Origin of the sequence: Methanoregula formicica SMSP, assembly GCF_000327485.1 — an archaeon.
Classification (GTDB): Archaea; Halobacteriota; Methanomicrobia; order Methanomicrobiales; family Methanospirillaceae; genus Methanoregula; species Methanoregula formicica.
The window spans coordinates 2,727,577-2,753,630 of the sequence record NC_019943.1 but is presented as its reverse complement, the minus strand read 5'-3'; the positions used below and the strand labels follow the sequence as shown (position 1 = coordinate 2,753,630).

At 57.8% G+C, this 26,054-nt stretch carries 26 protein-coding genes; 9 read left to right on the top strand and 17 right to left on the bottom strand.

The window, feature by feature from the left end:
• Positions 1 to 77 precede the first annotated feature (77 nt).
• Entirely contained in the window at positions 78 to 995 is a 918-nt protein-coding gene (locus tag METFOR_RS13915; RefSeq protein ID WP_015286797.1) for a DNA-methyltransferase, read from the top strand.
• An 11-nt stretch (positions 996 to 1,006) separates the two neighbouring features.
• Here METFOR_RS13915 and METFOR_RS13910 read toward each other — a convergent pair whose 3' ends face one another.
• Positions 1,007 to 2,041, bottom strand: a complete 1,035-nt coding sequence (locus tag METFOR_RS13910; RefSeq protein WP_015286796.1) for a hypothetical protein — start codon at positions 2,039 to 2,041, stop codon at positions 1,007 to 1,009.
• Between the two features lie 2 nt (positions 2,042 to 2,043).
• Entirely contained in the window at positions 2,044 to 2,847 is an 804-nt protein-coding gene (locus METFOR_RS13905) for a TIGR01458 family HAD-type hydrolase (RefSeq protein WP_015286795.1), read from the bottom strand.
• A 125-nt stretch (positions 2,848 to 2,972) separates the two neighbouring features.
• Here METFOR_RS13905 and METFOR_RS13900 point away from each other — a divergent pair, with 125 nt between their 5' ends.
• A complete protein-coding gene (locus METFOR_RS13900; RefSeq protein WP_015286794.1) occupies positions 2,973 to 4,058 on the top strand; it encodes a ribonuclease H-like domain-containing protein in 1,086 nt (361 codons plus the stop codon).
• Positions 4,045 to 6,366 carry a DEAD/DEAH box helicase gene (locus METFOR_RS13895; protein ID WP_015286793.1) on the top strand — a complete coding sequence of 774 codons (2,322 nt, stop codon included), beginning with the start codon at positions 4,045 to 4,047 and terminating at the stop codon, positions 6,364 to 6,366. The genes METFOR_RS13900 and METFOR_RS13895 overlap by 14 nt, the downstream gene beginning before the upstream one ends.
• A 3-nt stretch (positions 6,367 to 6,369) precedes the next feature.
• Here METFOR_RS13895 and METFOR_RS13890 read toward each other — a convergent pair whose 3' ends face one another.
• Together METFOR_RS13890 and METFOR_RS13885 are read right to left on the bottom strand one after the other, a co-directional pair.
• The gene (locus METFOR_RS13890) at positions 6,370 to 6,603 is read right to left on the bottom strand and encodes a helix-turn-helix transcriptional regulator (protein ID WP_015286792.1); all 234 of its coding nucleotides are present in this window, start codon (positions 6,601 to 6,603) and stop codon (positions 6,370 to 6,372) included.
• 27 nt (positions 6,604 to 6,630) lie between these two features.
• A complete protein-coding gene (locus tag METFOR_RS13885) occupies positions 6,631 to 7,017 on the bottom strand; it encodes a hypothetical protein (RefSeq protein WP_015286791.1) in 387 nt (128 codons plus the stop codon).
• A 168-nt stretch (positions 7,018 to 7,185) separates the two neighbouring features.
• On the opposite strand from METFOR_RS13885, the gene METFOR_RS13880 reads away from it, so the two are divergent.
• Both METFOR_RS13880 and METFOR_RS13875 read left to right on the top strand, forming a co-directional pair.
• Positions 7,186 to 8,151, top strand: coding sequence for a phosphoribulokinase (locus METFOR_RS13880; RefSeq protein ID WP_015286790.1), 966 nt, complete (start codon positions 7,186 to 7,188; stop codon positions 8,149 to 8,151).
• 94 nt (positions 8,152 to 8,245) lie between these two features.
• Positions 8,246 to 9,691 (top strand): hybrid sensor histidine kinase/response regulator, encoded by a 1,446-nt coding sequence (locus METFOR_RS13875; protein ID WP_015286789.1) that lies wholly within the window; start codon positions 8,246 to 8,248, stop codon positions 9,689 to 9,691.
• 7 nt (positions 9,692 to 9,698) lie between these two features.
• Here METFOR_RS13875 and sepS read toward each other — a convergent pair whose 3' ends face one another.
• The 9 genes from sepS to METFOR_RS13830 are packed head-to-tail and all read right to left on the bottom strand — an operon-like array spanning position 9,699 to position 18,214.
• Entirely contained in the window at positions 9,699 to 11,282 is a 1,584-nt protein-coding gene (gene sepS / locus METFOR_RS13870; protein ID WP_015286788.1) for an O-phosphoserine--tRNA ligase, read from the bottom strand.
• Positions 11,279 to 12,178 carry a 4-demethylwyosine synthase TYW1 gene (twy1, locus tag METFOR_RS13865; protein WP_015286787.1) on the bottom strand — a complete coding sequence of 300 codons (900 nt, stop codon included), beginning with the start codon at positions 12,176 to 12,178 and terminating at the stop codon, positions 11,279 to 11,281. Before twy1 ends, sepS begins: the two co-directional genes overlap by 4 nt.
• Complete coding sequence (argS, locus tag METFOR_RS13860; protein WP_015286786.1) at positions 12,159 to 13,823, bottom strand: arginine--tRNA ligase; 1,665 nt, start codon at positions 13,821 to 13,823, stop codon at positions 12,159 to 12,161. The genes twy1 and argS overlap by 20 nt, the downstream gene beginning before the upstream one ends.
• A complete protein-coding gene (gene prf1, locus METFOR_RS13855; RefSeq protein ID WP_015286785.1) occupies positions 13,824 to 15,095 on the bottom strand; it encodes a peptide chain release factor aRF-1 in 1,272 nt (423 codons plus the stop codon). It lies immediately after the preceding gene.
• Positions 15,096 to 15,130: 35 nt separating this feature from the next.
• Positions 15,131 to 16,033, bottom strand: coding sequence for an alpha/beta hydrolase family protein (locus METFOR_RS13850; protein WP_015286784.1), 903 nt, complete (start codon positions 16,031 to 16,033; stop codon positions 15,131 to 15,133).
• A gap of 3 nt (positions 16,034 to 16,036) precedes the next feature.
• Positions 16,037 to 16,537, bottom strand: coding sequence for an NUDIX hydrolase (locus METFOR_RS13845; protein WP_015286783.1), 501 nt, complete (start codon positions 16,535 to 16,537; stop codon positions 16,037 to 16,039).
• A 1-nt stretch (position 16,538) separates the two neighbouring features.
• Complete coding sequence (gene queC, locus METFOR_RS13840) at positions 16,539 to 17,204, bottom strand: 7-cyano-7-deazaguanine synthase QueC (protein WP_015286782.1); 666 nt, start codon at positions 17,202 to 17,204, stop codon at positions 16,539 to 16,541.
• On the bottom strand, positions 17,204 to 17,812 hold the full coding sequence (locus tag METFOR_RS13835; protein WP_015286781.1) for a 7-carboxy-7-deazaguanine synthase QueE: 609 nt from the start codon (positions 17,810 to 17,812) through the stop codon (positions 17,204 to 17,206). The genes queC and METFOR_RS13835 overlap by 1 nt, the downstream gene beginning before the upstream one ends.
• The gene (locus tag METFOR_RS13830; RefSeq protein WP_015286780.1) at positions 17,813 to 18,214 is read right to left on the bottom strand and encodes a 6-carboxytetrahydropterin synthase; all 402 of its coding nucleotides are present in this window, start codon (positions 18,212 to 18,214) and stop codon (positions 17,813 to 17,815) included.
• A gap of 166 nt (positions 18,215 to 18,380) precedes the next feature.
• Between METFOR_RS13830 and METFOR_RS13825 the strand changes: the two genes are divergently transcribed.
• From METFOR_RS13825 to METFOR_RS13810, 4 genes are all read left to right on the top strand, one after another.
• Entirely contained in the window at positions 18,381 to 18,809 is a 429-nt protein-coding gene (locus METFOR_RS13825) for a 30S ribosomal protein S12 (protein WP_015286779.1), read from the top strand.
• Between the two features lie 6 nt (positions 18,810 to 18,815).
• Complete coding sequence (locus METFOR_RS13820) at positions 18,816 to 19,391, top strand: 30S ribosomal protein S7 (RefSeq protein ID WP_015286778.1); 576 nt, start codon at positions 18,816 to 18,818, stop codon at positions 19,389 to 19,391.
• Positions 19,392 to 19,417: 26 nt separating this feature from the next.
• The gene (locus tag METFOR_RS13815; protein WP_015286777.1) at positions 19,418 to 21,613 is read left to right on the top strand and encodes an elongation factor EF-2; all 2,196 of its coding nucleotides are present in this window, start codon (positions 19,418 to 19,420) and stop codon (positions 21,611 to 21,613) included.
• A gap of 330 nt (positions 21,614 to 21,943) precedes the next feature.
• On the top strand, positions 21,944 to 22,243 hold the full coding sequence (locus tag METFOR_RS13810; protein ID WP_015286776.1) for a hypothetical protein: 300 nt from the start codon (positions 21,944 to 21,946) through the stop codon (positions 22,241 to 22,243).
• 308 nt (positions 22,244 to 22,551) lie between these two features.
• Here METFOR_RS13810 and METFOR_RS13805 read toward each other — a convergent pair whose 3' ends face one another.
• From METFOR_RS13805 to METFOR_RS13790, 4 genes are all read right to left on the bottom strand, one after another.
• Positions 22,552 to 23,025 (bottom strand): peptidylprolyl isomerase, encoded by a 474-nt coding sequence (locus tag METFOR_RS13805; protein ID WP_015286775.1) that lies wholly within the window; start codon positions 23,023 to 23,025, stop codon positions 22,552 to 22,554.
• Positions 23,026 to 23,108: 83 nt separating this feature from the next.
• Positions 23,109 to 23,765 (bottom strand): peptidylprolyl isomerase, encoded by a 657-nt coding sequence (locus tag METFOR_RS13800; RefSeq protein WP_015286774.1) that lies wholly within the window; start codon positions 23,763 to 23,765, stop codon positions 23,109 to 23,111.
• Between the two features lie 58 nt (positions 23,766 to 23,823).
• Complete coding sequence (locus METFOR_RS13795; RefSeq protein ID WP_015286773.1) at positions 23,824 to 24,501, bottom strand: hypothetical protein; 678 nt, start codon at positions 24,499 to 24,501, stop codon at positions 23,824 to 23,826.
• Between the two features lies 1 nt (position 24,502).
• Positions 24,503 to 26,017, bottom strand: a complete 1,515-nt coding sequence (locus METFOR_RS13790) for a PEGA domain-containing protein (RefSeq protein WP_148277700.1) — start codon at positions 26,015 to 26,017, stop codon at positions 24,503 to 24,505.
• Positions 26,018 to 26,054: the final 37 nt, after the last annotated feature.

The following is a 26,054-nucleotide window of genomic DNA, read 5'->3' as shown; positions in this document are numbered from 1 at the left end:
TTCACCTTGTCATTTCGTTGGAGGGATTCGGTATATTTTACTCATCACGGGATGATACATCCATAGGGATACCATTAATGCGACGGGAGAAAGTCAGGGATAAAGCCGGTAAGGCGAAGATCCGCAAAGGATCAAAGGATGCTCAGGGGGCACTTCATTCTTCCGAACCCTGTGGCATACAGCCGCTTATCAACAGCATCATCTGCGGTGATGCGCTCGCTGTTCTTTCCTGTATTCCCGACCGGAGTATCGATCTCATCATCACTTCTCCACCCTATAATTTCGGGCATTCCTATGCACAGGACCCCCATGACGATACCCACGAATGGAATGAATTTTTCGATAGTCTTCACGGAGTCTGGAAAGAATGTGAGAGGATCCTTAAACCCGGCGGAAGGATTGCAGTGAATATCCAGCCCTTATTCTCGGACTACGTCCCCACTCACCACATCATCTCGCAGCAGCTTTCAGGTCTTGGTTTGCTCTGGAGAGCTGAGCTCCTCTGGGAGAAGAATAATTACAATGCAAAATATACCGCATGGGGGAGCTGGAAGTCCCCCTCGATGCCCTACATCAAGTACACCTGGGAATATATCGAGATCTTTGACAAAGAATCGCATAAAAAAACCGGCCAGAAATCAGACATTGACATATCTGCTGAAGAATTCAAGGAGTGGGTTATCGGCAGGTGGACATTTCCTCCGGAGACACGGATGAAGGACTACGATCATCCGGCCATGTTCCCGGAGGAACTGCCCCGCCGGCTCATGAAACTGTTTTCCTACAAAAACGATATTGTCCTGGACCCGTTCAACGGGGCCGGGACAACCTCTCTTGCAGCCTGGAAACTGGGGCGCCGGTTTATCGGGATTGATGTTTCCGAGCAGTATTCCCGCACAGCAATGGAGCGTCTGGCCACGGCTGGTGTAACGATGGGTGAGCCTCCGGCATACCCCTTCCCCCGTCTTTTGCGCCTGAAAGATCTGCCCGGATAACCGCTCTGGAATTACCCTCCGGGCAGATTCTTCTTCACATACACCCAGGTTCCCTTGCGGTCATACTGGTGCTCAAGGATGTAGTTGTGCACTTCTGCATACATCTGGCGGATCCTCAGCAGATTGTTGTATACCGGAACCCGCTGGTTGTAATTCCCCGCATCGCGGCTTAGGTAATACTGGTCCATCTCGACCTTCAGGGCATCGATTGAGCCGGTAAGTTCGGTCACTCTCTGTTCAGACAGATCGACCACTGAGTTCAGATACAGGGACTCGCTGCAGCGTTGGTAGGGTGTATTCCCCTCCCCGATCCTGATAACGAGCGGGTCCGAGAAAAGCCGCGTATCGTCTCCAAAGATGTCCGTTGGCACCCCGACAAAGGAGAGGTTTGTGGTCTCGATGAATGCATACCCCGTTCTCTTGTACTCCCCCCCGGGACAGGCCACCCCAACCGCCATATGCGCTTCCGGCGTAAACGAAAGCAGTGACACGTTGTACCCTTCCCGTGAGAGGAGGCCGGCCAGGAGCAGGCTCTTATCGTCGCAGTCCCCGGATTTGTCCACATAGGTCTCGATGGGGAATTTGGGCGGGTTCTCGCTTAAGAATTCATACGGCATTGACTGGACGAAGACTGCCATGAGTTCAAGGTACTCGTCATCATCAAGGTGCTGCTGGCTTCGTATTGAGCGGAATGTTGCAATGAGGGAGGAGTAAAAGGAGTCCTGTGCGGGATCGTTGATCATCGCCAGGTAGGTCTCCCGGATCCAGGTGGAATCCGAGATGTTCCCCCGGACAACGGTCTCTTTCTTGGCAGCTTTTGCCCCGTAATAGACCGCAGGATCAACGGAACCCGAAAGGGATATGGTGACATTTCCGAAAGGAAACGAGTAATCGGATGAGGGAAGTGGCAGGGAAGTCTCCTGTACTTCGATATGCGGGGGGACAACACCGTCGCGATTGACAATGAGGGTAATACCAATGGCAATAATCAGGAAAATGAGGAGAAGAGGGATGAGATATCTCGCTATCTTGCCCTGGGAAGCCATGATTACCCTTCAAGGATATCCGGTACATCAGCAACTGACCCGATAATCACATCCGGTGCAACTGCAGATTTGTGCAGAAGATCTTCCCGGTATTTCCCGGTCCTTACAAGAATCCCCTTCATGCCTGCCTGCTTCGCGCCTCCCACATCCGTAAGGAGATCATCGCCGATCATCGCGACCCGTTCCGGGGGAAGAGCCATATCCTTAAGCGCGAGATCAAAGAACGTTTTCGACGGCTTTCCCATCAGGATCGCGGTCTTTCCTGTTGCGTATTCAAGGGCAGAGACAAACGGCCCCGCGGAGAGTGCAAGGCCGTCCTGTGCCATCCAGTACCGGTCTTTCTCAAGAGCAATCAGTTCTGCCCCTTCCATGAGGAGCCGGAATGCAGTATTGAGGTTATTATAGGTAGCTTCCTCCCCGACATCGCCGACAATCACATAGTCCGTCGATCCCGGGACGTGACCGCCAATACCGGCAAAGTCCAGGCTCACATCACCTGTCACGAGAAGGTGGAACCGTGTTTTTCTCTTCTGTCTCATGTACGCGATGGCTGTCAGCGGAGGGGTAACGATATGATCTTGTGGGATATCAATGCCCATACCCGACAACTGTGTGCAGATTGTCTGCCGGCATTTCCGCGTGGTATTCGAGATACAGCGAAATGGAATATCATGTTTTCCCAGGAATTCCAGTGTCGTACGGGCCCCGGGGATTGCTTTTCCTCCCTGGTAAATCACGCCATCGAGATCGATCAACAGACCCTCTATGTTCATCTTATCATGGCCGGAAGAGGCCCGGCCTGTCATTGGTAGTTGTGTGTTGAATCGCCCGGCAGATTAAACGTCCCTCTAGGACCCATGGGATCCCCTGTCACTTTCACACCGCCCGCCCGGATCTTTAAACCGTCATGTCACGAGGGAGTATCCGGAAGATGTCTGTCATACCGGCCTCCTCTCGAATCGGCGCACTCTGGCAGCAGCGGATGCAATCGATGCGGGAATATTCCGTTGTCCGCGACGGGAATGCGTTTGAGGCCGGTTTCTCGGACTCCGTGATCTTTTCATCGGAATATGACCGGGCCCGCGGATTTCTCGACACGCTCCTGGACCGGTATGGTGGTGTGGCATTCGACACAGTCTTCCGCGGCAGGGAAATTGCAAACGAGGGGGGTACCTGTTTTGCCCTGGAATCCCGCCAGGGGTATTCTTTCCCTTCGCTGGACAGCGAACAGTTGAGAGCCCGCCTTCTTGGAGACCTGACTCTTGTTCATGGCATCGGTCCCGCGATCCGGAAACGGCTCAATACACGGGGATATCACTCCATCCCCGACCTCCTGGAGCATCCCTGTTTCCGGCAGCAGGCAAAAACGGTCCTTTCCTGTATCTCAGGGGGTGACAGTTCATCCATCATGGACCTTGCCGGCAGCCGGCATTCACGGTCCCATCCATCGGTCCTGGGTGCAGCAACTCTCCACGAGCCGGAAGATTTTGTATTCCTGGATATCGAGACGCTCGGTCTTTTCTCCCGTCCCATCATCCTCTTCGGTATCGGTGTTATCGAACGCGGGAACCTCATCGTCTACCAGTACCTCCTGCGCGATATTGCTGAAGAGCAGGCAGCGCTAATCGCCACGATGGATCACGTGTCCGGAGACCGGCCGGCCCTTGTCACGTTCAATGGCAAATCCTTTGACTTCCCCTATCTCGCGGATCGCCTGGCGTACTATGGTCTGGGATGTCCGGCAAAAATCCCCCACTTCGATGTCCTCCATTTCAGCCGGCGCCGGTGGAAAGGCCGGTTTCCCTCCCTGCGGCTTGCGGCTCTTGAACGCGAGGTCCTGAATGTCACCAGGGAAGACGATGTCCCCGGCCAGATGGTCCCGGAATTCTACGAGCAGTATCTCCGGTCCGGCAATCCCGGCCCCCTTGTCCCCATCGTGGAACACAACCGCCAGGACGTGGTTTCGCTGGCCCGCCTCTTCTCATACCTGCTGGAGGAGGCACATGGCGGTTGCTGATATCCTCCGGCTCCTTGATACGAACCCGGTTTTTCGTGCACGCTGTGTCCACCACGAGGTCACCTTACCGGAGCCCCCCCGGTATGGCACCCTTGATGTACAACTTTCCCCGGCTCTTACTTCGTACCTTGATCAGCGCGGGATCCGGCTCTACTCGCACCAGTGCGAGACGATAAACCATGCCCGGGCCGGACAGAATGTCATCCTTACGACCGCAACAGCCAGCGGCAAGACCCTTGCGTTCAATGTCCCGGTCTTCTGCCATCTTGAACAGGATCCGGATGCCCGCGCCCTGTACCTGTACCCAACAAAAGCGCTCGCAAACGACCAGCTCCTGTCACTAGAAGAGATGGCGCAGTACACGGGAATTGCGGCAAGACCAGCAGTCTACGATGGCGACACCCCCCAGTCAAAGAGGGCTGCGATCCGCGAACATTCCCGGGTGATCATTTCCAATCCCCACGAGATGCACCACGTTCTCTCATGGCATGCCAAGTGGCAGCCGTTTCTCTCGAACCTTGACTATATCGTCATCGATGAGGCGCACCGGTACCGTGGTGTTTTCGGGTCGCACATCGCATTCGTGATACGCCGCCTTCTCCGCCTCTGCCGGCACTACGGTGCAAGCCCGCAGTTTATCCTGTCGACAGCGACGCTGGCAAACCCTTTGGAGTTTGCAAAAGCCCTTACCGGGCAGGATTTTGTACTGGTCGATACTGACGGGGCACCCCATGGCAGGCGGAATTTTGTCCTCTTCAACCCGTTTTACGATGGGATTAGTGAACGCTCCCTCCACCAGGAAACCAAGGATCTCCTGGTCTCCTGCGTCGAAGAGGACCTCCAGACCCTCTGTTTCACCGGGTCGCGCAAGATGGCGGAGCTGGTGACGGTCTGGTCGCGGGACGATGTCCGGCGCATCTCCCAGAAACTTGCCGACACAATTTCCGTCTATCGCGCGGGCTACCTGCCGGAAGAACGGCGGGCTATCGAGCAGCAGCTCAAGGAAGGAAGACTCCGTGGCGTGGTCTCGACGAATGCCCTTGAGCTGGGGATTGATGTCGGATCCCTCGACGCCGTCATCATCTCCGGGTATCCCGGCACCATGATGTCCACCCGCCAGCAGGCAGGGCGTGCCGGCAGGAAAGGTGGCGAATCCCTTGCCGTCCTCATCGCGCAAGCGAACCCGCTCGACCAGTACTTCATGCACCACCCGGACCAGTTCTTCTCCCGCTCGCATGAACTGGCGATCATCGATACCAATAATCCCTATATCGTCTCCGGGCATCTGCTCTGTGCGGCTGCCGAGATTCCCCTGCTCGAGGACCGCGACAGCGCGTTTTTTGGTGAAACCCTGTCATGCCTCCTGCCGGACCTCGGGGCGGCAGGGCTCCTCCGGAAAACGATCCGCGGGTGGGTCTATGCCGGCCGCGGGAGGGCAGCCGATGCCGTCCGGTTGGACGGGGTACCCGGGGAGTCCTTTCGGGTCATGTGCCATGGCAGGCTCCTCGAAACCATGGACCGCGGGCAGGCCTATCGCGAAGCGCACAAGGGCGCCATCATGCTCCACCAGGGCGAGACGTACGTGGTCAGCGAGATGGACCTCGAGACGCATACTATCCGGGTCACCGAGACAGATGTCGACTACTACACGCAACCGCAAAAAGAAGTGGATATCTCCATCATCGGGACGCTGGAGACCCGGACGGTCAACAACACCCCGTGCTTCTTTGGCGAAGTGGAAGTGACAGAGCAGTATACCGGTTACAAGATCAAACGCGGCGACACGATCATCGGCCTTGAGCCGCTCACGCTCCCGCCCCTGACCTTCCGGACAAAAGCCTTCTGGTTCATTCCGCAGGAATCCGTTGAACAGACTATTACAAAATCTGGTGGCGATCTTGGAGGCGGCCTGCATGGCGTTGAGCATGCGATCATCGCTCTGATGCCCCTCTATGTCATGTGCGACCGCTGGGATATCGGGGGACTCTCCTCACCATCGTTTGGGGAGAAAGGTGAGCCCGTGGTCTTTGTCTATGATGGATACGAGGGGGGAATCGGGCTTGCCGAGAAGGCTTTCGGGTTGATCCCAGAGCTCTTCACCGCAGCGCACGAACTGGTCCGCGATTGCCGGTGCGAGAGCGGGTGCCCGTCGTGTATCTACTCGCCCAAGTGCGGGAATGACAACCAGCCGCTGGAGAAGGATGCCACGGTGCTCATCCTCCGCGAGCTCAGCCACGGGCCGGGGGAAGCAGATCATGCTCCCCCTGCTCCGGTGAAAAGTGAGATTCGGGCAACACAATCAGGATAGTGTTTAGTCCACCAGCACGACCCGGCTCTCAGGCGTCTCGGATTCGTCATCGAAGATGAAGAGCTCATCGATCGTTGCATTCAGGGCTTTTGCAACCTCGTGGGCAAGTTTTAAGGAGGGATTGTACTTCCCCTGTTCCAGAAAGACAATTGTCTCCCTCCGCACGCCGACCTTTTTTGCAAGATCATCCTGTGTCAGGGAAAGCTGAGACCGGTACTCTTTGATCCTTGTCCTCATGCATGCTCCCACATTCTGTCAAATACCTTAATCAACATCTCCTTTCCGGAAAAGCCATGCTTGGTAGACCACTGCCGAAAGGGTAAGGACTACAACGGATAGGCCCAGTGCGATCTGGGTTGTAAGTGTAAGAAGCGCGGTATAGTCCAGCCAGAAGAGCGCGGTCATGAAGAAGAGACCGGTCAGCCAGGCATAGGATAGTCCGTACGCCCCGATCCTCTTCGACCGTTCGTCCGATTCCGTGTCATCGCCATATTTCCGGTGGCGGATAATCCCGGTGATCAGGAATGCCAGCCCGGCACAGAGCAGGATGGTGCCGGCAATTGCTTCACCCTGGCTTGCCAGTGCAAGAACAAGGCCGCTTACGATACTCAACGCCCCGATAATAATCCGGTACATGTTTCTCGGTTTCATCTTCTCAACTCATTTGTTATCTATTTCTAACATTATTGTTTATTAATGTTATTTAAATCTAACATTAAACGAAACCTCCACAATACAATGTTAGGTTTTTCGAACAGACGCCCCGGGGCTGGGTTCCAACCCTTTATACCATACCTCACGTCAAGGGTACTCAGGCCTATGGATCACGAGATCAACTTCAAGGAAACAATTGCCCACTCTCCCATTGTCTTCACCATCGGTGTTGCCGGTGACAGCGGATCGGGGAAGACCACGTTCACGAACGCGATACGGCAGATATTCGGCCCGGCTCTGGTCTCCACCATCACGCTGGATGACTACCACAAATACGACCGGGAAGAGCGGAAGCAGCGGGATATCACGCCACTCCATCCTGATGCCAACAACATCGGCCTGCTGGAGGATCATATTGCCCAGCTCAGGCAGGGGCATACCATCCAAAAACCGGTGTATAATCACGAGACCGGGACGTTCGATCCCCCTATACCGTTTGCGCCCCGGAAGATCCTTATCCTCGAAGGCCTGCACACGCTCTTTTCCCCGCGCCTCCGCGAACTCATGGACTTCTCGATTTTTGTCGACCCGGAGAACGAGGTGAAATATGCCTGGAAACGTCTTCGCGACAAGGAGCGTCGGGGCTATACCGATGAGCAGGTATCCGAGGAGATACGCAGGCGTGAAAAAGATTACGCGGAATTCATCGCGCCCCAGCGGTGTGAAGCTGATGCCGTGATCCGCATCGCCCACTCAAAGTACGGGAAAGACCTCGGCCCGGAGCGGAACGTGTACAACATCTCCCTCATGCAGAACCGGATGAGAAAGACTATCTCGGATATCGACCTGAGCATCGACCTGTACTCTCTCCTCTCCTTCCACGAGCGGGACTTCCTAATCGAGTTCACCACGCAGTTTGTCGACTGTGCGCGGATGCGGGCCCTGACCTTTGACGGCGAGATGAATTACGAGACAATCCATAAACTGGAAAAGACCATCGAGTACCAGACCGGTGTCCACCCGATTGCCATGTTCGAGGGAAGGGAGACGGTCACCCCCACCGATATCGTCCAGCTCATCCTTTCGTGGCGGATCATCCACCGCCGGATCTTTATCCGTGAACGGGCCTGAATACGAGAGTCGTTTCTCCTGCTCGGCAACCGGAAAACAAAAAACCATCAAAACGTTGTTCTGATCCAGAAACAAACTTCTTTAAAATCCACCCATGATCTCGCTCCTGCACGTCGATCCCGATACCACGCTCCAGAAGGCCCTCAAGGACTACTTCGGGAGTTCGGGAGAGATCTCCGTCACGTCGGTTGCATCGGCACACGAAGCGTACAGCCTGCTCCGTTCGCAGCGGTTCGATATCATCATCGCGGAATACCGTCTCCCGGTGACGAACGGGCAGGCATTTCTTGAAGCCCTGCGGCGCAGCCGGAAAAATTCAACGCCCTTTATCTTCTTTGCAAAGAAGGCCGACAACAAGGCGGTCATCAATGCCCTGAACACCGGCGCAACGCATTTCGTGCTCAAGGGACGCGACCCAAGAAAAGAGTTCATGGTCTTAAAGCATTTCATCAGCCAGGCCATCCAGCAGAGCCGGCTTGCCGAAGCCCTGCGGGAGCAGGAGACGCAGTACCGGAATGTTGTCGAGGACCAATCGGAGTTCATCTTCCGGTTCCTGCCGGACGGCACCATCGTCTTTGTCAACGAGGCGTACTGTACCTATTTCAAAAAACCGCGCGATGTGATCCTGGGCCGGAACATCCGTGACAGTATCTCACCGGATTACCGGGAGACCTTTTTCTCCCAGTTAGAGGAACTCACCCGCGAGAACCCGGTGCGTTCCATGGACTCCCGCATGCTTGCAGCCGACGGTTCCACGCTCTGGCAGCAGTGGAGTTACCGGGCCATCTTCTCCGATCTGCCGGAGCCCTCGGGATACCAGGCAGTCGGCCGGGACATCACGGCACAGAAGAATGCCGAGGCCGCTCTCGTGCAGGCCCACCGGAACCTTGGCGTCATGAACACCATCACCCGGCATGACATCTTAAACCAGCTCACTGCGGTATTCGGCTACCTTGAGATCGCCCGGGAGGCCAGCACGGATACCGGGGTCAGCGAGTGCCTGGACAAGGCGTACCACGCAGCTGAGACCATCCGCGGGCAGATCACCTTTACAAAGGAGTACCAGGAGATTGGGAGCAATGCCGCCCAGTGGCAGAGCGTGGAAGCGCTGGTCAAAAAAGCAGTTGCATCGCTGAACCTTACCGGTATAACGGTAGAGTACTCGCTGGAGAACCTCGGTGTCTTTGCCGACCCGCTCATCGAGAAGGTCTTCTACAACCTGATGGAGAACTCCCTCCGCCACGGGAAGACGGTCACCAAGATCCGGCTCTCCTGGCGGGAAGAGCCGGATGGCCTCGTGATCGTATACGAGGACAATGGCGTGGGTGTCCCGGAAGGAGTCAAGGAGAAGATCTTCCGGCGGGAATATTTCCAGAACACCGGCCTTGGCCTGTACCTGATCCGCGAGATCCTCTCAATCACCGGCATCCGGATACGGGAATGCGGTATTGAAGGAGAGGGCGCCCGGTTCGAGATGAAAGTCCCGCACGGGAATTACGGGTTCAGGACAGAAAGAGACGTCCTGTTACAGGACGGGTAAAAAAAGATCAGGGAAGGATCGCGGAACGGACCGAGAGGAAGACCGGTCCCCGGACATCCACTTTCTTTTTGCTGTCCGTGACAAAGCGCATCGCGTACTCATCGATCTTCAGGTTGATGTCGCTGGGGAGCTTTGCCATCTTGACCTGGACGGTCGTCTCCTTACCGGTTCGGGCCGCTTCCTCGATCCGCGCCGCGGCAAGGGCGGAGACCGCGGAAAGGTAGGAAAGGCCAATTGGCACCCCCTCGATCCGCACCTGCTTCCACTTCTCGGCATCCGGTACCCCAAGCACGGATCCGTCGTGGACGAAGATCTCGTTTGCGCAGGCCGGCCCGCAGAGCTTTGCATTGGACTCGGTCTCTTCAACCACTACCTTCACGCGGGTACCGCCAAGAGTTCCTTCCCAGGCATCGAAGGAGCAGGGGCCCTGTGCCGAACCGTTCGCTGCCGCAACTTTCGCGATCGCTGTTGCGAGCAATTTCCCTTCAGGGGATGACGGCTCCTCGCGGAGGTGAACTGCCCGTGCGATCTCCCGGTCGGAGAGCGGCCGGGGGAAGAACTGCGGGTACACGAGCTGCCGGACATCGTTTGCCCCGTACGCGATCATCGCGAGCCTCTCGACGCCAAGCCCCAGGTTCATGACCGGGACACCGACGCCGTATTCCGCGAGCGCCGAGGGTGAGTACATGCCGAACGTCGCCACCTCGACCCAGCCGTGGACCGGGTGCCGGGCATACACTTCCGTCTGGGTATCTGGCATGTAGTATTTCGAGCGCTTCTCGTCCGGCTGGAACCGGAAGTCGGTATACCCGAACGCTGAGAGGAGCGCTTCACTGACCGCTTTCCCGTCCTCGATCGTCACGTCATCCCCGGCAATGATACAGGATGCCGAGTGGTAGGTCATCAGCCGGGTCGGCCCCTCGGCCTGTTCGCGCCGGAAGCACCGGTCGACCGAGAACATCCGGATGGGCAGCGGGCTCTTGTCCCAGATTGAGCCGAGCGTTAAGAACCAGCCGCTCGTCATGTGGCTCCGGAGCGTGGAGCGCGAAGACTCGGGGGCGAGCTCGCGGAACTCGGGGAAGACGTCGTCGAGGATATGGACAACGACCCCGTCGTCAGTCTCCAGCACCTTGGAGAGTTCGAAGGTCAGTTCGTCGCCATCGATCTCGGACTTCTTGTACGCGTGGAGCGTCTCGCGGAGTTTCTCCTCAATCGCAGGAGCCATCGTCTTGCCGAGAATCCCGTTGATCTTATCGAGCCGGTCCCTTGCGATCCCCACGTTCGGACGCGGGAGGCCGCCAAGGTAGAAGACCCGGTCGAGCACGGCCATGGCTTCAGGCCCGAACTGCCGGTAGATGTCCTTCTCGTCAATGATGACCGGCACTTCGGCCTCGTCAAAGCCCATCGAGAGGTAGGTCTCGCGGAGCTTGTTGATGGTGGCAAAGACCGGGTGCGCCTGTGCCCGCTTGTACCCCTTACACGGATAGGTTTCCGCGTGCGATGCCGGGGTCAGGACCGATGGCCCCTCGTGCCATGCCCCTTCGAAGTTCTCGTGCGCTTTCTTTTTCCAGTCCTCGGGATTGAATCTCATCTCTTCCGCTCCAGAACAACCACTCTGCTCAGTTCGTTCTCGTCCTTGAACCGGTAATCGCACGCGGTCGCGACCTTCTCCGCAAAGGCGCGCACATCCGCATGGTCCGGCATGTTCTCTCTGACCAAACGGTTTCTACTGTATCCCAGATACATGTATCCCTTTATTTCCACATACGTGGCTCCCGAGTCCTGCAGGATTGCGGCATACCGCTCCGGGGCAATGTCGTTGAGCCCCTTCACGAGCGTGATCCGGACCGCCGACCTCCGCGAGCCAAGGAGACGGAGGCTCTCCTGCACACGGTCCCAGTAGTCCCCGAGCGGCCGGCAGACGCGCTCGTATGTCTCCCGGTCAGGAGCGTCGAGTGAGACGTACATCTGGAACGGGTTGCACCGCTTCAGCATATCCGGGTTTGTGCCATTGCTGACAACGAATGTTGTGTACCCGGTTTTGTTGAACAGGTCGATGAGTTCCGGAAGTTGGGAGTAGAGTGTCGGCTCACCGGAGAGCGATATCGCAACGTGTTTTGGGTCGAGCGCTTCTTTCCACCGTTCCTCCGTGACCGTGTTGTCGAGCACCGCGTTGTAGCCCGCGAGCGCCTTCTTCTGGAACCGGTGGATACCGGCTAGGATGGTTTCGGGAGAGCACTCTTCGCTCTCCACCGGCTCGTGCTCAAACGAGCGCCAGCAGAAGAGGCAGCGCTGGTTGCAGCGGAGCGTCGGGGTGAGCTGGACGCAGCGGTGGCTGTCGATCCCGTAGAACTGGTGCTTGTAGCACATGTCGCCGCCGGCAAGCGCCCGCTTGCACCACATGCAGGGCTTGAGGGCCGCGGTAGAAGTCTTTGAAAAAAACTGGTACCCCTGTTTTCTCAGGGGCTCACATGGATCGGATGGCATCGATCCCAAGCGTTTCGAGCGCTTCTTTGAGGGTATTCTGCACCGCTTTCACGAGCGTCAGGCGCCGGTCACGGACCTTCCCCTCGCTCTTCAGTACCTGCTCGAAGTGGTAGAACGAGTTGAAGGTATCAGCAAGTTCGCGGGCATAGATGGCAAGGAGGTTCGGGCGGAGCTCCGCAACAACCCTCTCGATGATGCCGGGGAAGCGGGCGATCTGCTTGGCGAGCGCTATCTCCTGCTCGGTCTCAAGATCGAAGCACTCGCTAAAGTCCCCGGCCTTTTCGAGGATGCTGCAGGCCCGGGCATGGGCGTACTGGATATAGGGCCCGCTCTGCCGCTCGAAGTCCAGCGCCTCCTTCCAGTCAAAGACCGTGCTCTTCTCGGGCGAGACCTTGACGATGTCGTAGCGGATGGCGGCAAGCCCGACCGAAGCGGCGATCTTCCTGCGCTCGTCCTCGGGAAGTTCCGGCCTTCGCACTGTCACCTCATCGAAGGCGCGCTTCCGTACCTCCGTGATGAGGTCGTCAGCCGAGATGAACTTGCCGGCCCGCGTGCTCATCGAACCCTCGGGAAGCGAGACGAACTCGAAGAAGACGATCTCCGGGACCTTCTCACCAAGGACCTTCATCGTGCACTGGAGCTGCGCCCCGATGAGCTTGTGGTCGGCGCCGAGCACATCGATGACCCGGTCGAAGTTTTTCCCTTTCCACGCATGGAAGGCAAGGTCCCGGGCTGCGTACACTGAGGTGCCGTCGCTCCGGCGGATGACGTACTTGTTCTCGAACCCGAACTCCGAAAGGTCAAGGTAAAGCGTCTCGTCCTGTCGCGCCTGCGGCTTCTCTTTGAGCCTGCCGATGATCTCTTCCGTGCTCCCGTTCCGGATGAAGTCGCTCTCCCAGACGAACTTGTCGTGGGCAACGTTCAGGTCCTTCATCGTGACCCGGAACCCGTCAAGGCAGCGCGAGACTTCCTTTTTGAACTTCTCCACGGTAGCGGGATCGCCGCTCTCCACGCGCTGCATCAGGACATTGACCTGCTGAGTGATCCCTTCGTCCTTCTCGATCTCGCGGTTTGCCGCAATGTAGATCCTAGCGATATGGGCATCCTCCTTCTCCCCCGGCAGCTGCGTGTTGTCCAGGTTGTTGAATCCCCAGACCACGATGGCGATCTGCCGGCCCATGTCATTGACATAATACTCGACTTCCAGCGGGTAGCCGGCCTTCCGGAACGCCCGGGCGAGCGTGTCGCCGATGATCGAGTTCCGGATATGGCCGACGTGGAGGGGGCCGTTCGGGTTGGCGCTGGTGTGTTCGAGAACAACCCGCTGGGTTTTCTTTTCGAGGCTTCCGTATCCCGGTTTCACCGCTGCCCGGATCACGTCGCTGACATACGCATTCCCGAAGATGAAATTGATGTACGGCCCTTTTGCCTCGATGGTGATCGCGGATAATTCCGGCCGCTTCTTCAGTTCCGCGACCAGGTCCTGCGCAATCTTCACCGGCGCCTGCCTCCGCTGTTTGGCCAGGGAGAATGCCACAGTTGAGGCGAGGTCGGCATGCTCTCCTCCCTCGACAAGGAGCGCATCTGTCACACCGGCAGTCTCCCGGATAGCAGTATCAATTATTGCAAACATATCGTCTGGCATCTAGTATCCCGTCCTGTAGCGGAGGATGGCTGCAATCCCTCCGAATGCGGAAAAGAGGATCGATCCTTCTTCGAAATCATCCGAGATGAGCTCGACCTTGGAGCTGCTCTGGTCGGCGATCTTGGTCAGTTCGTCGACAATATCGATCTCTTCTTCGATGATGAGGGGTGCCGAGCACTTGGGGCAGTTGCCCAGGGCGATGTCGGCTACGGTCTTGCCCGGCTCGATATTGATCGTCTTTTCCGTGGTGTAATCGCAGGTCTGACACTTGATCTTCAGCCGCGATTTCCGGAGTTTTGAGGAGAGGAGGAGGGTGTCGACCGCACCGATCATGAGGTTATGGCGGATGCTCTCCTCGCCGTACGCAGCAAGGCCGTCGTCCTTGACAAGTTCTTTTAAGAACTTCTCCATGATCGCCTTCTCCTTGATGACGGTCATGCCCTTAAGTGCGTCCTTTGCCGCGTCCACGAGCTCCGCGAGCCCGTCCTCGTTCGTGTAAGCAACATCGAAGAGCCCGATAATCCGCTTCTGGACCTCGTGGTGGAGATAGTTGCCTTTCTCGAACTCCTCTTTGGTCGGGCTCGGCCCTCCAATCAGGACGCCCTTGAACCGCTCGAAGTAATCTTTCTCGGCAAGGAAGATGGCGCTTGACCGTTCGCCGATCTTGGTGTAGAACTCGTCGATGGCGATCTCCCTGAGCCGGCCGAACCGGGCCGCCGACTGACCGCCTTTCCTCATCTTGCCGGGAACAGTGGAGTTCGCCCCGCCAATGGGCTCGATCCGGTTGCCGCGCAAAAAGCCCCAGTAGGCCTCGCGCTTGTCGAGGACGAGGAGGCCGTACACGTACTTCTCCTCGAGCATCTGGAGAAGCGGGGCCAGCTCGAAGTTCGAGCTGCACCGGTACATGTAGAGGTTGATGGGCTCGGGCGGTTCGATGATGGTGCACTGGAGGTCGGTCCGGTCGCCGTAGGTCTTTACGGTACCGCAGAAAACGGCCATGCCTTTCTCGGGCGGCCGCTTGTAGTACTTGAGCCGGGAGAGGATCGAGGAGATGGCGCTCTGGACGTTCGTTCTTGTCTGCTTGCTTTTGATGTTTGCACACTGGCCGAACTCGTCCTTGAGCTGGCCGGTCACGTCGTAGATCTGCTTGTCGGGCGGGATGTAGAGCGTGATGAGCTCCGTCCCGTCTCCCTGCTGCGACTGGAGCATCTCCAGGGTCTTCTTGAACTCGTAGCGCTTTCGCGCGTCGTCCATCTCCACTTCTTCTGCCATTGCCGGACTCAAACCTCGTTAAAGCTTATAGCTATTCACCTGCTGGTGGCATAAATTTGCGCCCATTGCACAAGGAGCCGGGAATCGACATCCGGGTTGATGCCGTGGTCTCCCTGGAATTCTGTCAATGTTTTTGGTTCTCCCGCCTTGTCATAGAATGCCTCCCCGCTTTCAAAGGGGATGATCGGGTCGGTTGCATTATGGAAGATCCAGACCGGGCGGGGCGGGATCTTCGTAAGGTAGGTACTGGGCTCGAGCGATGCAGCGAACCGGACAGGATCGCCTGTATAGCCCTGCGATGTGAAAGCGTCGAGGATGCCCCAGTCCGATGTTGAAATGCCAACATACCCGGCATATCCTGAGTCAACGCCTGCTGCTATCGCCGCGTACCGGCCCCCGTTGCTGGATCCGACTGCATATACCGGCACGGAGAACCGGTCCGAGAGCAGTTTTTGTGCATTGACAAGATCGCAGATGATCAGGTAGTACTGCGGCCATTCGCCGGATTTGAACTTGGTAAAGTCCTGCTGGATTAGTGCCTGGCCGAACGGGACGCCTTCCGTCTCCCCACCCCGGCCCCGCGTATCAACAAAGAGGAATGCGTACCCGGCCTCCGCATACTGCAGCATGCGCCCGTCGTGTGCCGCCAGCGTTTCACCGGCGCCGGGGACATAGACAATCGCGGCCTTCGGCCGCTTCGGTGCAGACAGGTACGCTACCACGTCCCCACTCTGGGTGTGCATGACGATCCGCGATTTCGTGTATGTCTCGTTGGAGAGGAGCACCTGCTCGCTCGTAGTTACGGGAGCGCAGCTTACCGAGAGGACACCGTTGCTGTCCACGGAATACGAGGGCTTCGTACCAGTCCCTGAACACCCGGCAAATGCTGCCGATGCGACGAGGATCGCTGCAAGGACGAGAGCAGGAACGATCCGCATGGTTCAGCACCCCAGGCAGCGCTGGATCAGGCATATGGTCTTCCCGTCAACGATCCTGCCGTCACGGATCATCTCCGGCAGGTATTTTACCGCAACATCGATGACTTCGATCACTTCGTCCTCGTCCTTCCCGTACTGCTGTGATGGCGAGAGGCCGCGTGCCTCAAAAAGGAAGATCTTCTCATCCGTGAATCCCGGTGTCGTGTAGATGAATCCTTTCGGCTCGATTGTTTTTGCCGTGAATCCCGTCTCTTCGATCAGCTCGCGTCCTGCCGTGGCAAGGGGCTCTTCCCCCTGCTCCATGGTCCCGGCCGGGGCCTCGATGATGTACTGGTCGATGGCATAGCGGTACTGTTTCAGGAGCTTGCACCGGTCGCCGTCAACCGGGAAGATGGCCACCGCGTTTGATGGGTGGACGATCACCTTCTCGCGTTCAACCCCGGTGGGGAGCCGGATCTTCTTAGTCTCGATCCAGAGGCGCCTGCCGCGGAAGATCTCAGTCATCTCATCCCTCGTACTCGATGGGGTCTTTCATGCCGAGAGCAGCAAACGCCTCCTGCCGGAAGTGGCACGAACCGCAGGTGCCGCAGGCTTTTCCCTCATTCCGGTAGCAGGACCACGTATGCTCGTACGGCACGCCGAGTTTCATGCCCACGCGGAGGATGTCGGTCTTGGTCATCTTGATGAACGGAGTTTTGAGCGTGATCTTTGTCGTGTCCTTTGTCCCGAGGTCGATGACCTTCTGGAACGCCTCGATGAACTGCGGCCGGCAGTCCGGGTACCCGCTGTAGTCCAGCGACTGAACCCCGATGAAGATCGCGTCCGCCCCCATTGCCTCGGCAAAGCTCGTGGCGATCGAGAGCAGGTTGGCGTTCCGAAACGGTACATAGGTGTTGGGAACGTGCGCACGGGCCGGGTCAAATTTCTCGACAGGGAGCTCCCTGTCCGTAAGGCTGCTTGCGCCGAACTGTGAGAAGTACCCGACATCAACCTCGATGAACTCCTTTGCATCCAGCAGGGACGCGATCTTCTTCGCACAGGCCAGCTCTTTACTCTGGGTTCTCTGACCGTAGTTCAGGTGCAGGGCGCAGATATCGTAGCCTTCGCTTTTTGCAACGTACGCAAGCGTGGAGGAGTCCATGCCTCCTGACAGTAAACAGACGGCCTTCATTATTTCACTCCGATGATCTTGTGGAGCTGGACCTGCATCCGGACCGGCAGGTTGTTTGTCAAGATGAATTTTGAGATGACCTTGTAGTCCGTGCCGAAGACCGGTGAGAAGAAGATCTCACCGGCAACCGGATGCGAGGCGATGACCTCTGCAGCATACCGGCAGTCCGCCTCATCCTTCACAACGAACTTCACGCTGTCCTGCGGCCGGATCTTCGATAAGAGAGAGGGGTCGCTCTTCTCGCCAGATGACGGGCACTTCACGTCCATGCAGACCGATGCATATGGCTGGAGCCGGGAGAAGTCAACCGTCCCGTTGGTCTCGATATCAATCACGGATCCCCGCTTGACGAGCGAGGCAAGGAGTGGCTCCAGTTCCTCTGCCTGGAGGAGCGGCTCTCCTCCGGTGACACAGACATAGGGCGGGTTGATGCGCCAGAGATGTTCGAGAACCGTGTCCCTGCTCATCTCCCTGCCGCCGGTCCGCGATTCGGGCGTATCGCACCACCGGCAGTTCAGGTTGCAGCCGGCAAGCCGGATGAATAAGCAGGGCTTTCCCTGGTTCTTCCCCTCGCCCTGCAGGCTCCGGAAGATCTCTGCTACCTTCATTTACGTGATCTCAGCGCAGGATGTCGGGGATTCCCAGACCCGGATCTTCGTTACCTTTGCCGTGATCCCCATCTCGTGGCAGGTATTGTGGATGTCGTCGCGGATGAGGACAGCGATCAGTTCGCTCGTGGGATCACCAGGGGTCGTGATCACCGGGTGGAATTCGGCAATGCGGGGGACCATCGGGTCTTCTTCATTGAGGATGATCTGGTGGTCGTACTTTTCCACAACCTTCTTAATCAGTGAATAATCGATAACGATCTGCGTATCCGGGGCGGGCTCGCCTTCCATCCAGACCTCGATCTTCCACCGGTGCCCGTGGAGGTTTGCGCACTTGCCGTGATAGTGGAGCAGGCGATGGCTCGTATCAATCTGCACCTCTTTATAGATGCCGGTCTTCATTGCTCAGCTTGGTGCGCTCATGGGGATAAAATGTTATTATCCACAAGAACCAATAGTGTAAGACAGGCAGGTGGGATGCCACAATTTATAAATCGATCACCCGCGTAGTACATTATCCCAGTGTGGGTTATCGATAACCACATAATCACTTTACAGAGGCTATTTAATGGGACAGGGTAAATTCGCAGCCAGAAAACTGGTTCGGGACTCCAATAAGTTCCGGTGGGCAGACAAGAACTACGCCCGCCGTGAACTCAATCTCGATGTAAAGTCGGACCCCCTCGAGGGCGCTCCGCAGGCGAGAGGTATCGTGCTTGAGAAGATCGGTGTCGAGGCAAAACAGCCCAACTCCGCCATCCGGAAGTGCGTTCGCGTCCAGCTCATCAAGAACGGACGGCAGGTCAGCGCATTCGCGGTTGGCGACGGTGCCATCAACTTCATCGACGAACACGATGAGGTCGAGATCGAAGGCATCGGCGGCCGTCTCGGTCGTTCCATGGGAGATATCCCGGGCGTCCGGTTCGTCGTCACCAAGGTGAACAATGTCTGCCTCCACGAGATGGTGATTGGCAGGAAGGAGAAACCGCGCAGGTGATTTTAGATGTCAGAAGCCGGAAAGAAACTCCTGTTCAACCTGTATGACGCCTCCGAAGTCAAGGTCACCGACCCCAGCCTCGTGCGCTACGTGAACCTCACGGCGCAGATCATCCCCCACTCCTGCGGCAAGTTCTCCCGCCAGGAATTCGGCAAGAGCAACATGATGATCGTCGAGCGGCTCATCAACCGCCTGATGCAGACCGAGAATAATACCGGAAAGAAGCAGCTGGCCATCCGGATCGTGCGGGATGCATTCGAGATCATCCACAAGAAGACCAAGCGCAACCCGATCGAGGTGCTGGTCGAAGCAATCGGCAACTCCGGTCCCCGCGAAGAGACCGTCCGCCTGAAATATGGTGGCATCAATGTCCCGAAGTCGGTCGACACCGCGCCCATGCGCCGGGTCGACACGGCAATCCACTTCCTCGCTGAGGCAACCCTGAAGGGATCCAGCTCCGGCAAGAAGCGTGCAAGCGCGGTCCTCGCTGACGAGATCATTGCCGCCTCCAAGGGAGACATGAAGTGCTACTCGGTGGGTAAAAAGGAAGAACGCGAGCGGATCGCGAAGTCCGCCCGGTAACCACATCTTTTTTCGAGGTCATTTTCATGGTCCGCGGCAAAAAATCCATTGAGCGCGTCACTGAGCTCATGAAGGATCCGAAGCACATTCGGAACATCGGTATCGTAGCGCACATCGACCACGGCAAGACCACCCTCTCCGACAACCTGCTCTCAGGTGCCGGTATCATCTCTGAGGAACTCGCCGGCAAGCAGCTCTTCATGGACTCTGACGAGGAAGAGCAGGCCCGCGGCATCACCATCGATGCATCGAACGTCTCGATGGTCCACGAGTACGAGGGCGTCGACTACCTCGTCAACATGATCGACACGCCCGGCCACGTTGACTTCGGTGGCGACGTCACCCGTGCCATGCGTGCGGTGGACGGCGCAGTCGTCCTCGTGGACGCGGTCGAGGGCACCATGCCCCAGACCGAGACCGTGCTCCGGCAGGCATTAAAAGAGCAGGTCCGCCCGGTCCTCTTCATCAACAAGGTCGACCGGCTCATCAACGAGCTGAAAGTCGACGATACCGAGATGCAGATCCGGCTCGGCAAGGTCATCGACAAGGTCAACAAGCTCATCAAGGGCATGAACGAGGAAGCCTACAACAATGGCTGGAAACTCGATGCCTCGAAGGGTACTGTTGCCTTCGGCTCCGCGCTCTACAACTGGGCCGTCTCGGTCCCGTTCATGCAGAAGAGCGGCATCTCGTTCAAGGTTGTGTACGAAAAGTGCCGTGCAGGGGACATGAAATATCTGGCCAAGAACAGCCCGCTCTCTGAAGTGGTCCTCGACATGGTCGTACGCCACCTCCCCAACCCGCTCGAGGCCCAGCCCCGGCGTGTCAACGTCATCTGGCACGGGGACAAGGAGACCAAGGAAGGCAAGTCAATGCTTGCCTGCGACCCGAAGGGACCCGTTGCGATGATGGTCACCGATATCTCGTTTGACCCCCACGCGGGCGAAGTCGCCACCGGGCGTCTCTTCTCCGGCTCCCTCAAGCGCGGTGACGGACTCTACGTCATGGGCGCAGCCAAAAAAGAGAACCGGCTCCAGCAGGTTGGTATCTTCATGGGCCCGAAGCGTGTCGAAGTCGAGGAGATCGTTGCCGGCAACATCGCCGCAGTCACCGGTCTCAAGGACGCGATAGTCGGTTCAACCATCTCCAGTCTCATGGAGATGACCCCGTTCGAGTCGCTCAAGCACTATTCGGAACCGGTCATGACCGTTGCGGTCGAGGCCAAGAACATGAAGGACCTGCCGAAGTTAGTTGAAGTGCTCCGGCAGGTTGCAAAGGAAGACCCCACCCTCAACATCTCCATCAACGAAGAGACCGGTGAGCACCTGATTGCCGGTATGGGTGAGCTGCACCTCGAAATCATCACCGGCCGTATCAAGCGCGACAAGGGTGTCGAGATCATCACCTCCCCGCCGATTGTGGTCTACCGTGAGACTGTCACCGGTAAGGTAGAGAATGTCGAGGGCAAGTCCCCGAACCGGCACAACCGTTTCTACTTCACCCTCTCTCCCCTGCCCGATGAGATCGTCGCCCTGATCAAGTCCGGCGATGTCTCGATGAACCAGCAGGCCCTCGAGCGCCGCGACGTGCTCATCAAGGCCGGTATGGACAAGGACGAGGCAAAGAGCGTCAAGGACATCAAGGGCACGAGCATGCTCATCGACATGACCAAGGGTATCCAGTATCTCAACGAGACCATGGAACTGATCATCGAGGGCATCCACGAGGCCCTTGCAGGCGGTCCTCTTGCGGACGAGCCGGTCCAGAACCTCAAGATGGTCTTAACCGATGTCAAGCTCCACGAGGACGCGATCCACCGCGGTCCCGCGCAGGTCATCCCCGCAGTCCGTGGCGCCATCAAGGGCGGCATGCTCCTTGCAGGCGACTCGCTCCTCGAGCCGGTCCAGAAGATCCAGATCACGGTCCCGATGGACCAGATGGGTGCGGCAACTTCCCAGATCCAGGGCCGGCGCGGCCAGGTCTTCGACATGCAGAGCGAGGGCGACACCATCACCGTTGCCGGGAAGGCACCGGTCGCCGAGCTCTTCGGGTTTGCTGGAGACATCCGGTCCGCAACCGAAGGCCGTGCGATGTGGAACACCGAGTTCGCAGGCTTCGAGCTCGTCCCGAACAACATGGTCAAGGAAGTCGTCATCGGCATCCGCAAGCGGAAGGGTTTAAAGGACCAGATGCCCCAGCCCAACGATTACCTCGCTGTATAAACAATCCCAAAACACCCATTACCCAGTCCCATTTTTTATACGTTTTTTTTTGAATTTCCTCGTGAGCGAAAGCGGGGGCTGTCCGTTCCGGGTTTCTCGGTTTTTTATTCTCCCGTACCCGGATTGGATAACCCGGAGGATCTATCCTATAATGCGAAAGATAATACAATTATTTAATCGCTGCATCAAAGTTTTCCGGTACATGCCAAATAAAAATCCTTCATCGTATCCTGCGAAGATCCGCGGGGTGGTCTGCTGAGCCATATCCGGCGCCCGCGCCGGGCGCTTCCCGATGCACTTCCCATTGCGCACCGGCGCGGGAAGGTGCAGATGGCGGAGCCCGGCCCGGAGAATATGTATCATTTCACGATCATTTCCCCGGACCTTGTGGCCTTCGTCCGCGTGAAATTTATTCCGCGAATCCTTGCGGGGCCGGCTGACATTGTTGCCGAATTCCGCGACGCGATCCAGCGGCTCAGTGCGATCGTGCAGGCCGGTGTGATCTCACGCGAGCTCTGGCTCCGCTCCAAGCATGGAACGTGGCGGTTCTTCCGCGTGACAAAGGAAGAACTTGTAGAGCTGGACCGGAATGGAGAGATGCTCCCAAAAACCGGTAAGCCGGACACGTGACGCACTCCTCCATCGGAGAAACTTCTGTTTTTGGGATGGGGAAATCCGGGCCCGTACAGGGCTCCGATTGACCCTTTGGATCGATCCAGAGGGAATAATTCCGGAAAATGGGGGAATAAATCCGGCAAAAATCCGGTTTTATCATCGGAGACGGGAGGTCACGTACGGACACATTCTTTTGGCCGAACGTACGATAAAACAGGTACTAGCTCATGGCACAGGACCCCGGATCAGGTCCGGTGGAGTTTGCCGGCCCCCAAAAAAGAGATACTGATCCCTGCTGCCGGGCAGGGTCGTTGCTGACGGATTTACTCCATCGTCGCCTTGACAATCACGACATCTTTTGCCGGCCGGTCCTCGCGAAGGGTCTTGGTCTTGCCGATCTTGTCGACAACGTCCATGCCTTCAATGACCTTTCCGAATGCCGGGTGCCGGCCGTCCAGGAAATTGTTGTTGACCAGGTTGATGAAGAACTGGCTGCCGCCCGTGTTCGGGCCGGCGTTTGCCATGGAGATCGTGCCGCGGTCGTTCCTGTTGCCGGGCGGGAACTCGTCCTTGATCACATAGCCCGGCCCGCCGCGACCGGTCCCGGTGGGGTCCCCGCCCTGGATCATGAACCCGTCAATGACCCGGTGGAAGATCACGCCATTGTAGTATCCTTTCTGTACGAGGGTCTCGAAGTTACCGGCCGTGATCGGCAGATCGGCTGCAAGATCGATCCGGATCGTACCCATATTCGTTTCGAGCCGGGCAATTTTCCCGGATGGTGCTGGCGATGTCATGGTATCGTACCGTACTATGGGGGTTCCGGTTATATGAAAATACGCGGGAAAACATGAAAAAAATAGAAACGAATTGAAGGGGATCAGATCATCGTGGCGCGGATGATGGTCACGTTCTGGAGCGGGCGGTAGTACGGGTAGCCATTTGTCTCCACCTTCGTGATCGCATCGACAACATCCATGCCTTCGGTCACGGTCCCGAAGACCGGGTGTTTTGTGTCCAGGTAGTTGTTGTCAACGGTATTGATGAAGAACTGGGAGCCGCCGGTGTTCGGCTGGCCGGTGTTGGCCATGGCAACGGTGCCGCGGTTGTTCTTGTTGGTGCCCGTAAACTCGTCATCGATCAGGTACCCCGGTCCGCCGCGGCCGGTGCCGGTGGGGTCTCCCCCCTGGATCATGAACCCGTCAATGACCCGGTGGAAGATGACGCCATTGTAGAACCCTTTCTCCACCAGCGTCTCGAAGTTTCCTGCGGTAATCGGTTTTTCCGGGCTGAGCGCGATAACGATATCACCCATCGATGTCTCCAGCCGGACTTTCTTTCCGGCAACAAGAGTCACTGCCGGAGAAACTGTTTCTCCTGGGGTGGGGGTGGCAGTCGCTGTTGTCACGACCGGTACCGGGGTACCTGAAGGAGTGGACTCCGGGATCACTACGGGGGCGGACTGCGTGCATCCTGCTGAGAGGACGAGGGCCAGCAGAAAGAGCCCGATGACAGATAACGTTCTGAACGATAACATCCCGGTACTGTGGGAAGTTTTGGAAAAAAGAAGTTTTGGGCCTCCTGTGCAGGAGGAATTATCCGGACTTTGTCTCATCATCCTTGCGGCCAAACCAGGAGATGGCGCAGAGTGCAAGGACGATCGCCACCAGTCCCGTGACAAGGATGATCGTCCCCTGCGAGGTAAACTTCGTATACTCCTGTGCCGAGACATCGATCGCGAGGACCGCAGCTGTGTTTCCGGTTGAATCGGCCACAGAATCATCGATGGGGGCGTACGCGCTGATGAACGAACCGTACTTTGTGGTGTACGGCTGCTTCGAGACGGTCGGGCCGGAGAGTGCGAGGAAGATCACGTTCTGGTCCGGCGCGGTGGACACCTCGCCGATCCGTGCCGAGCCCTGCGGGTCCTGTACCATCAGGTCGTCCACCAGGAAGACTGCGGTCTTGTTCGGGTAGACCTTCAGGATATAGGCGTTGAGGATATGGTCATCCATGCTCCGCATGGTGTTGAGTCTCTCAACGAGCGCCAGGTACTCCGGGGCGTTCTCGTTGCCCGGGGTGATGTTCGCAAGTTCGTATCCATGGACCTGCGTGGCCATGACGCCCGCGGTCGCTTTCATTCCCCTGTCGGTCGCGCCCTTGAGCGCATCCTGTTCGCCATTGTAGGCATACAGGGTGAGCGCCCCGATGATAATGATCACGAGGATCGCTGCAAGGTACTGGTGAGTGGATTTCTGGCATGAACACTTCATTTCAGGTTCGCCTCCTGAGAGCGGCGCCCGCGACAACCGCAAGCGCGATCCCTCCAAGGACTGCCGCAGGTGAGAGCGGCGACGCCGGGGTCGGCGCCGGGGCCGGCTGCATCGTCACGGTCAGCGGGGTGGTCTGCCCGGATCCCACGATGACGGACTGGGTGGAATCTATGTACCCGGTATATTTCAGCAGGACCGTGTGCTGGCCTGCCGTTATGCCGGTGAGCGTTGCCGGGCTGTAGCCCTTGAAGAGGTTGTCGACATAGATCTCGGCCCCGTCCGGGGTCGTGGTGACCTGGATCGAACCGGTTGCCGGGACCGGTGTCGGGGAGGGGCCGACCGGTGTCAGGGCCGCGTTGATGGAGGTGACCACGTTCGGCTGGACATAAACGGTGTTCATCCAGTCATTGTAGCCGGATGCCGTCACCTTGAAGAGATGGTTTCCGCCACCGACATTGTTCAGGGTCAGGGTGCCGGACGAGGGGATCGTCCCCTGCCCGGCGCTGTCCATCGATACCATGGCGCCCGGGAGGGAGAGGACCTTCACGGTGCCAAAGGATCCCGGCGGCATGACGGCATTGATGTTCTGGCTGCTGCCGGCATTGACGTATACGGTCGTCACATAGTCGCTGTAGCCGGAAAGGGTGAGCCGGAAGGTGTGGCTTCCCGGGTACAGGGTGACGGTCACGGGTGCCTTCCCCTGGTAGTTGTTGTCGGCATAGACAAGGGCGCCCGTGGGATTCGAAGACACCGAGACCGTCCCGGTGCTGCGGGGCGGGGGCGGTGACGGCTGGAGTGTCGGGTAATAGGTGGTGGTCTGGCCGGCTGTTATCGTGACGACCCGGGTGTCGGGAGTGTACCCGCTCAGGGAGGCTTTCATGGAATAGGAACCGGGTGCAAGACCGGGAATGGTCACGGGAGAATACCCGTAGAAGTTACCGTTCATGTAGATCGCGGCGCCCGACGGGCTTGACTGGGCGTAGATGGTCCCGGTGGTCACCGGCGGGGTTGTGGTCGGGGGCGTTGTTACCGGCTGGAGGTTTGCATTGACTGTCACATGCTCGCCGTCCGCGGGCATGTGGGAGGGTGCACCTGTCCAGGAGGTGTACCCGGATTTTGAGACAAGGATGGTCGTCACCGGGCTCCCGGTGGGCGAGACCCCGACCGAGAGAACGCCGGCAGATATCTGGCCTTCGTAATTGCCATTGAAGTACACCGAGGCGCCGTTCACGTTGCTGTACACGTCAATGTACCCCTTCCCCCCGCCGACTGATGTGGGCTCGATCGTTATGGTCGGTTCCGTTGTCACGACCGTCGGGATCGTGACCGTGGGTTCGGTTGTCGGTGGTTGTGTGGGCTCCGTTGTGGGGATCGTGGTGGGAATCGACGTCGGTTCCGTGGTAGGCAGTGCGGTTGGTTCTGTTGTCGGTGCGGTGACCGGCTGCAGGGTAAATGTTGGCTCGGTCGTGGCAGTAGTGGTCTCCCCGTCGGCGGCAACCGGTACGGCGACTGCCATACAGAAAGCGCACAGAACGAGGATGATGAGAAGTACA

Excerpts from the sequence above, each read along its gene's own strand:
- METFOR_RS13915 (WP_015286797.1), top strand. The coding sequence starts at position 78 with ATGCGACGGGAGAAAGTCAGGGATAAAGCCGGTAAGGCGAAGATCCGC.
- METFOR_RS13910 (WP_015286796.1), bottom strand. The coding sequence starts at position 2,041 with ATGGCTTCCCAGGGCAAGATAGCGAGATATCTCATCCCTCTTCTCCTC.
- METFOR_RS13905 (WP_015286795.1), bottom strand. The coding sequence starts at position 2,847 with ATGACAGGCCGGGCCTCTTCCGGCCATGATAAGATGAACATAGAGGGT.
- METFOR_RS13900 (WP_015286794.1), top strand. The coding sequence starts at position 2,973 with ATGTCTGTCATACCGGCCTCCTCTCGAATCGGCGCACTCTGGCAGCAG.
- METFOR_RS13895 (WP_015286793.1), top strand. The coding sequence starts at position 4,045 with ATGGCGGTTGCTGATATCCTCCGGCTCCTTGATACGAACCCGGTTTTT.
- METFOR_RS13890 (WP_015286792.1), bottom strand. The coding sequence starts at position 6,603 with ATGAGGACAAGGATCAAAGAGTACCGGTCTCAGCTTTCCCTGACACAG.
- METFOR_RS13885 (WP_015286791.1), bottom strand. The coding sequence starts at position 7,017 with ATGAAACCGAGAAACATGTACCGGATTATTATCGGGGCGTTGAGTATC.
- METFOR_RS13880 (WP_015286790.1), top strand. The coding sequence starts at position 7,186 with ATGGATCACGAGATCAACTTCAAGGAAACAATTGCCCACTCTCCCATT.
- METFOR_RS13875 (WP_015286789.1), top strand. The coding sequence starts at position 8,246 with ATGATCTCGCTCCTGCACGTCGATCCCGATACCACGCTCCAGAAGGCC.
- sepS (WP_015286788.1), bottom strand. The coding sequence starts at position 11,282 with ATGAGATTCAATCCCGAGGACTGGAAAAAGAAAGCGCACGAGAACTTC.
- twy1 (WP_015286787.1), bottom strand. The coding sequence starts at position 12,178 with ATGCCATCCGATCCATGTGAGCCCCTGAGAAAACAGGGGTACCAGTTT.
- argS (WP_015286786.1), bottom strand. The coding sequence starts at position 13,823 with ATGCCAGACGATATGTTTGCAATAATTGATACTGCTATCCGGGAGACT.
- prf1 (WP_015286785.1), bottom strand. The coding sequence starts at position 15,095 with ATGGCAGAAGAAGTGGAGATGGACGACGCGCGAAAGCGCTACGAGTTC.
- METFOR_RS13850 (WP_015286784.1), bottom strand. The coding sequence starts at position 16,033 with ATGCGGATCGTTCCTGCTCTCGTCCTTGCAGCGATCCTCGTCGCATCG.
- METFOR_RS13845 (WP_015286783.1), bottom strand. The coding sequence starts at position 16,537 with ATGACTGAGATCTTCCGCGGCAGGCGCCTCTGGATCGAGACTAAGAAG.
- queC (WP_015286782.1), bottom strand. The coding sequence starts at position 17,204 with ATGAAGGCCGTCTGTTTACTGTCAGGAGGCATGGACTCCTCCACGCTT.
- METFOR_RS13835 (WP_015286781.1), bottom strand. The coding sequence starts at position 17,812 with ATGAAGGTAGCAGAGATCTTCCGGAGCCTGCAGGGCGAGGGGAAGAAC.
- METFOR_RS13830 (WP_015286780.1), bottom strand. The coding sequence starts at position 18,214 with ATGAAGACCGGCATCTATAAAGAGGTGCAGATTGATACGAGCCATCGC.
- METFOR_RS13825 (WP_015286779.1), top strand. The coding sequence starts at position 18,381 with ATGGGACAGGGTAAATTCGCAGCCAGAAAACTGGTTCGGGACTCCAAT.
- METFOR_RS13820 (WP_015286778.1), top strand. The coding sequence starts at position 18,816 with ATGTCAGAAGCCGGAAAGAAACTCCTGTTCAACCTGTATGACGCCTCC.
- METFOR_RS13815 (WP_015286777.1), top strand. The coding sequence starts at position 19,418 with ATGGTCCGCGGCAAAAAATCCATTGAGCGCGTCACTGAGCTCATGAAG.
- METFOR_RS13810 (WP_015286776.1), top strand. The coding sequence starts at position 21,944 with ATGGCGGAGCCCGGCCCGGAGAATATGTATCATTTCACGATCATTTCC.
- METFOR_RS13805 (WP_015286775.1), bottom strand. The coding sequence starts at position 23,025 with ATGACATCGCCAGCACCATCCGGGAAAATTGCCCGGCTCGAAACGAAT.
- METFOR_RS13800 (WP_015286774.1), bottom strand. The coding sequence starts at position 23,765 with ATGTTATCGTTCAGAACGTTATCTGTCATCGGGCTCTTTCTGCTGGCC.
- METFOR_RS13795 (WP_015286773.1), bottom strand. The coding sequence starts at position 24,501 with ATGAAGTGTTCATGCCAGAAATCCACTCACCAGTACCTTGCAGCGATC.
- METFOR_RS13790 (WP_148277700.1), bottom strand. The coding sequence starts at position 26,017 with ATGGCAGTCGCCGTACCGGTTGCCGCCGACGGGGAGACCACTACTGCC.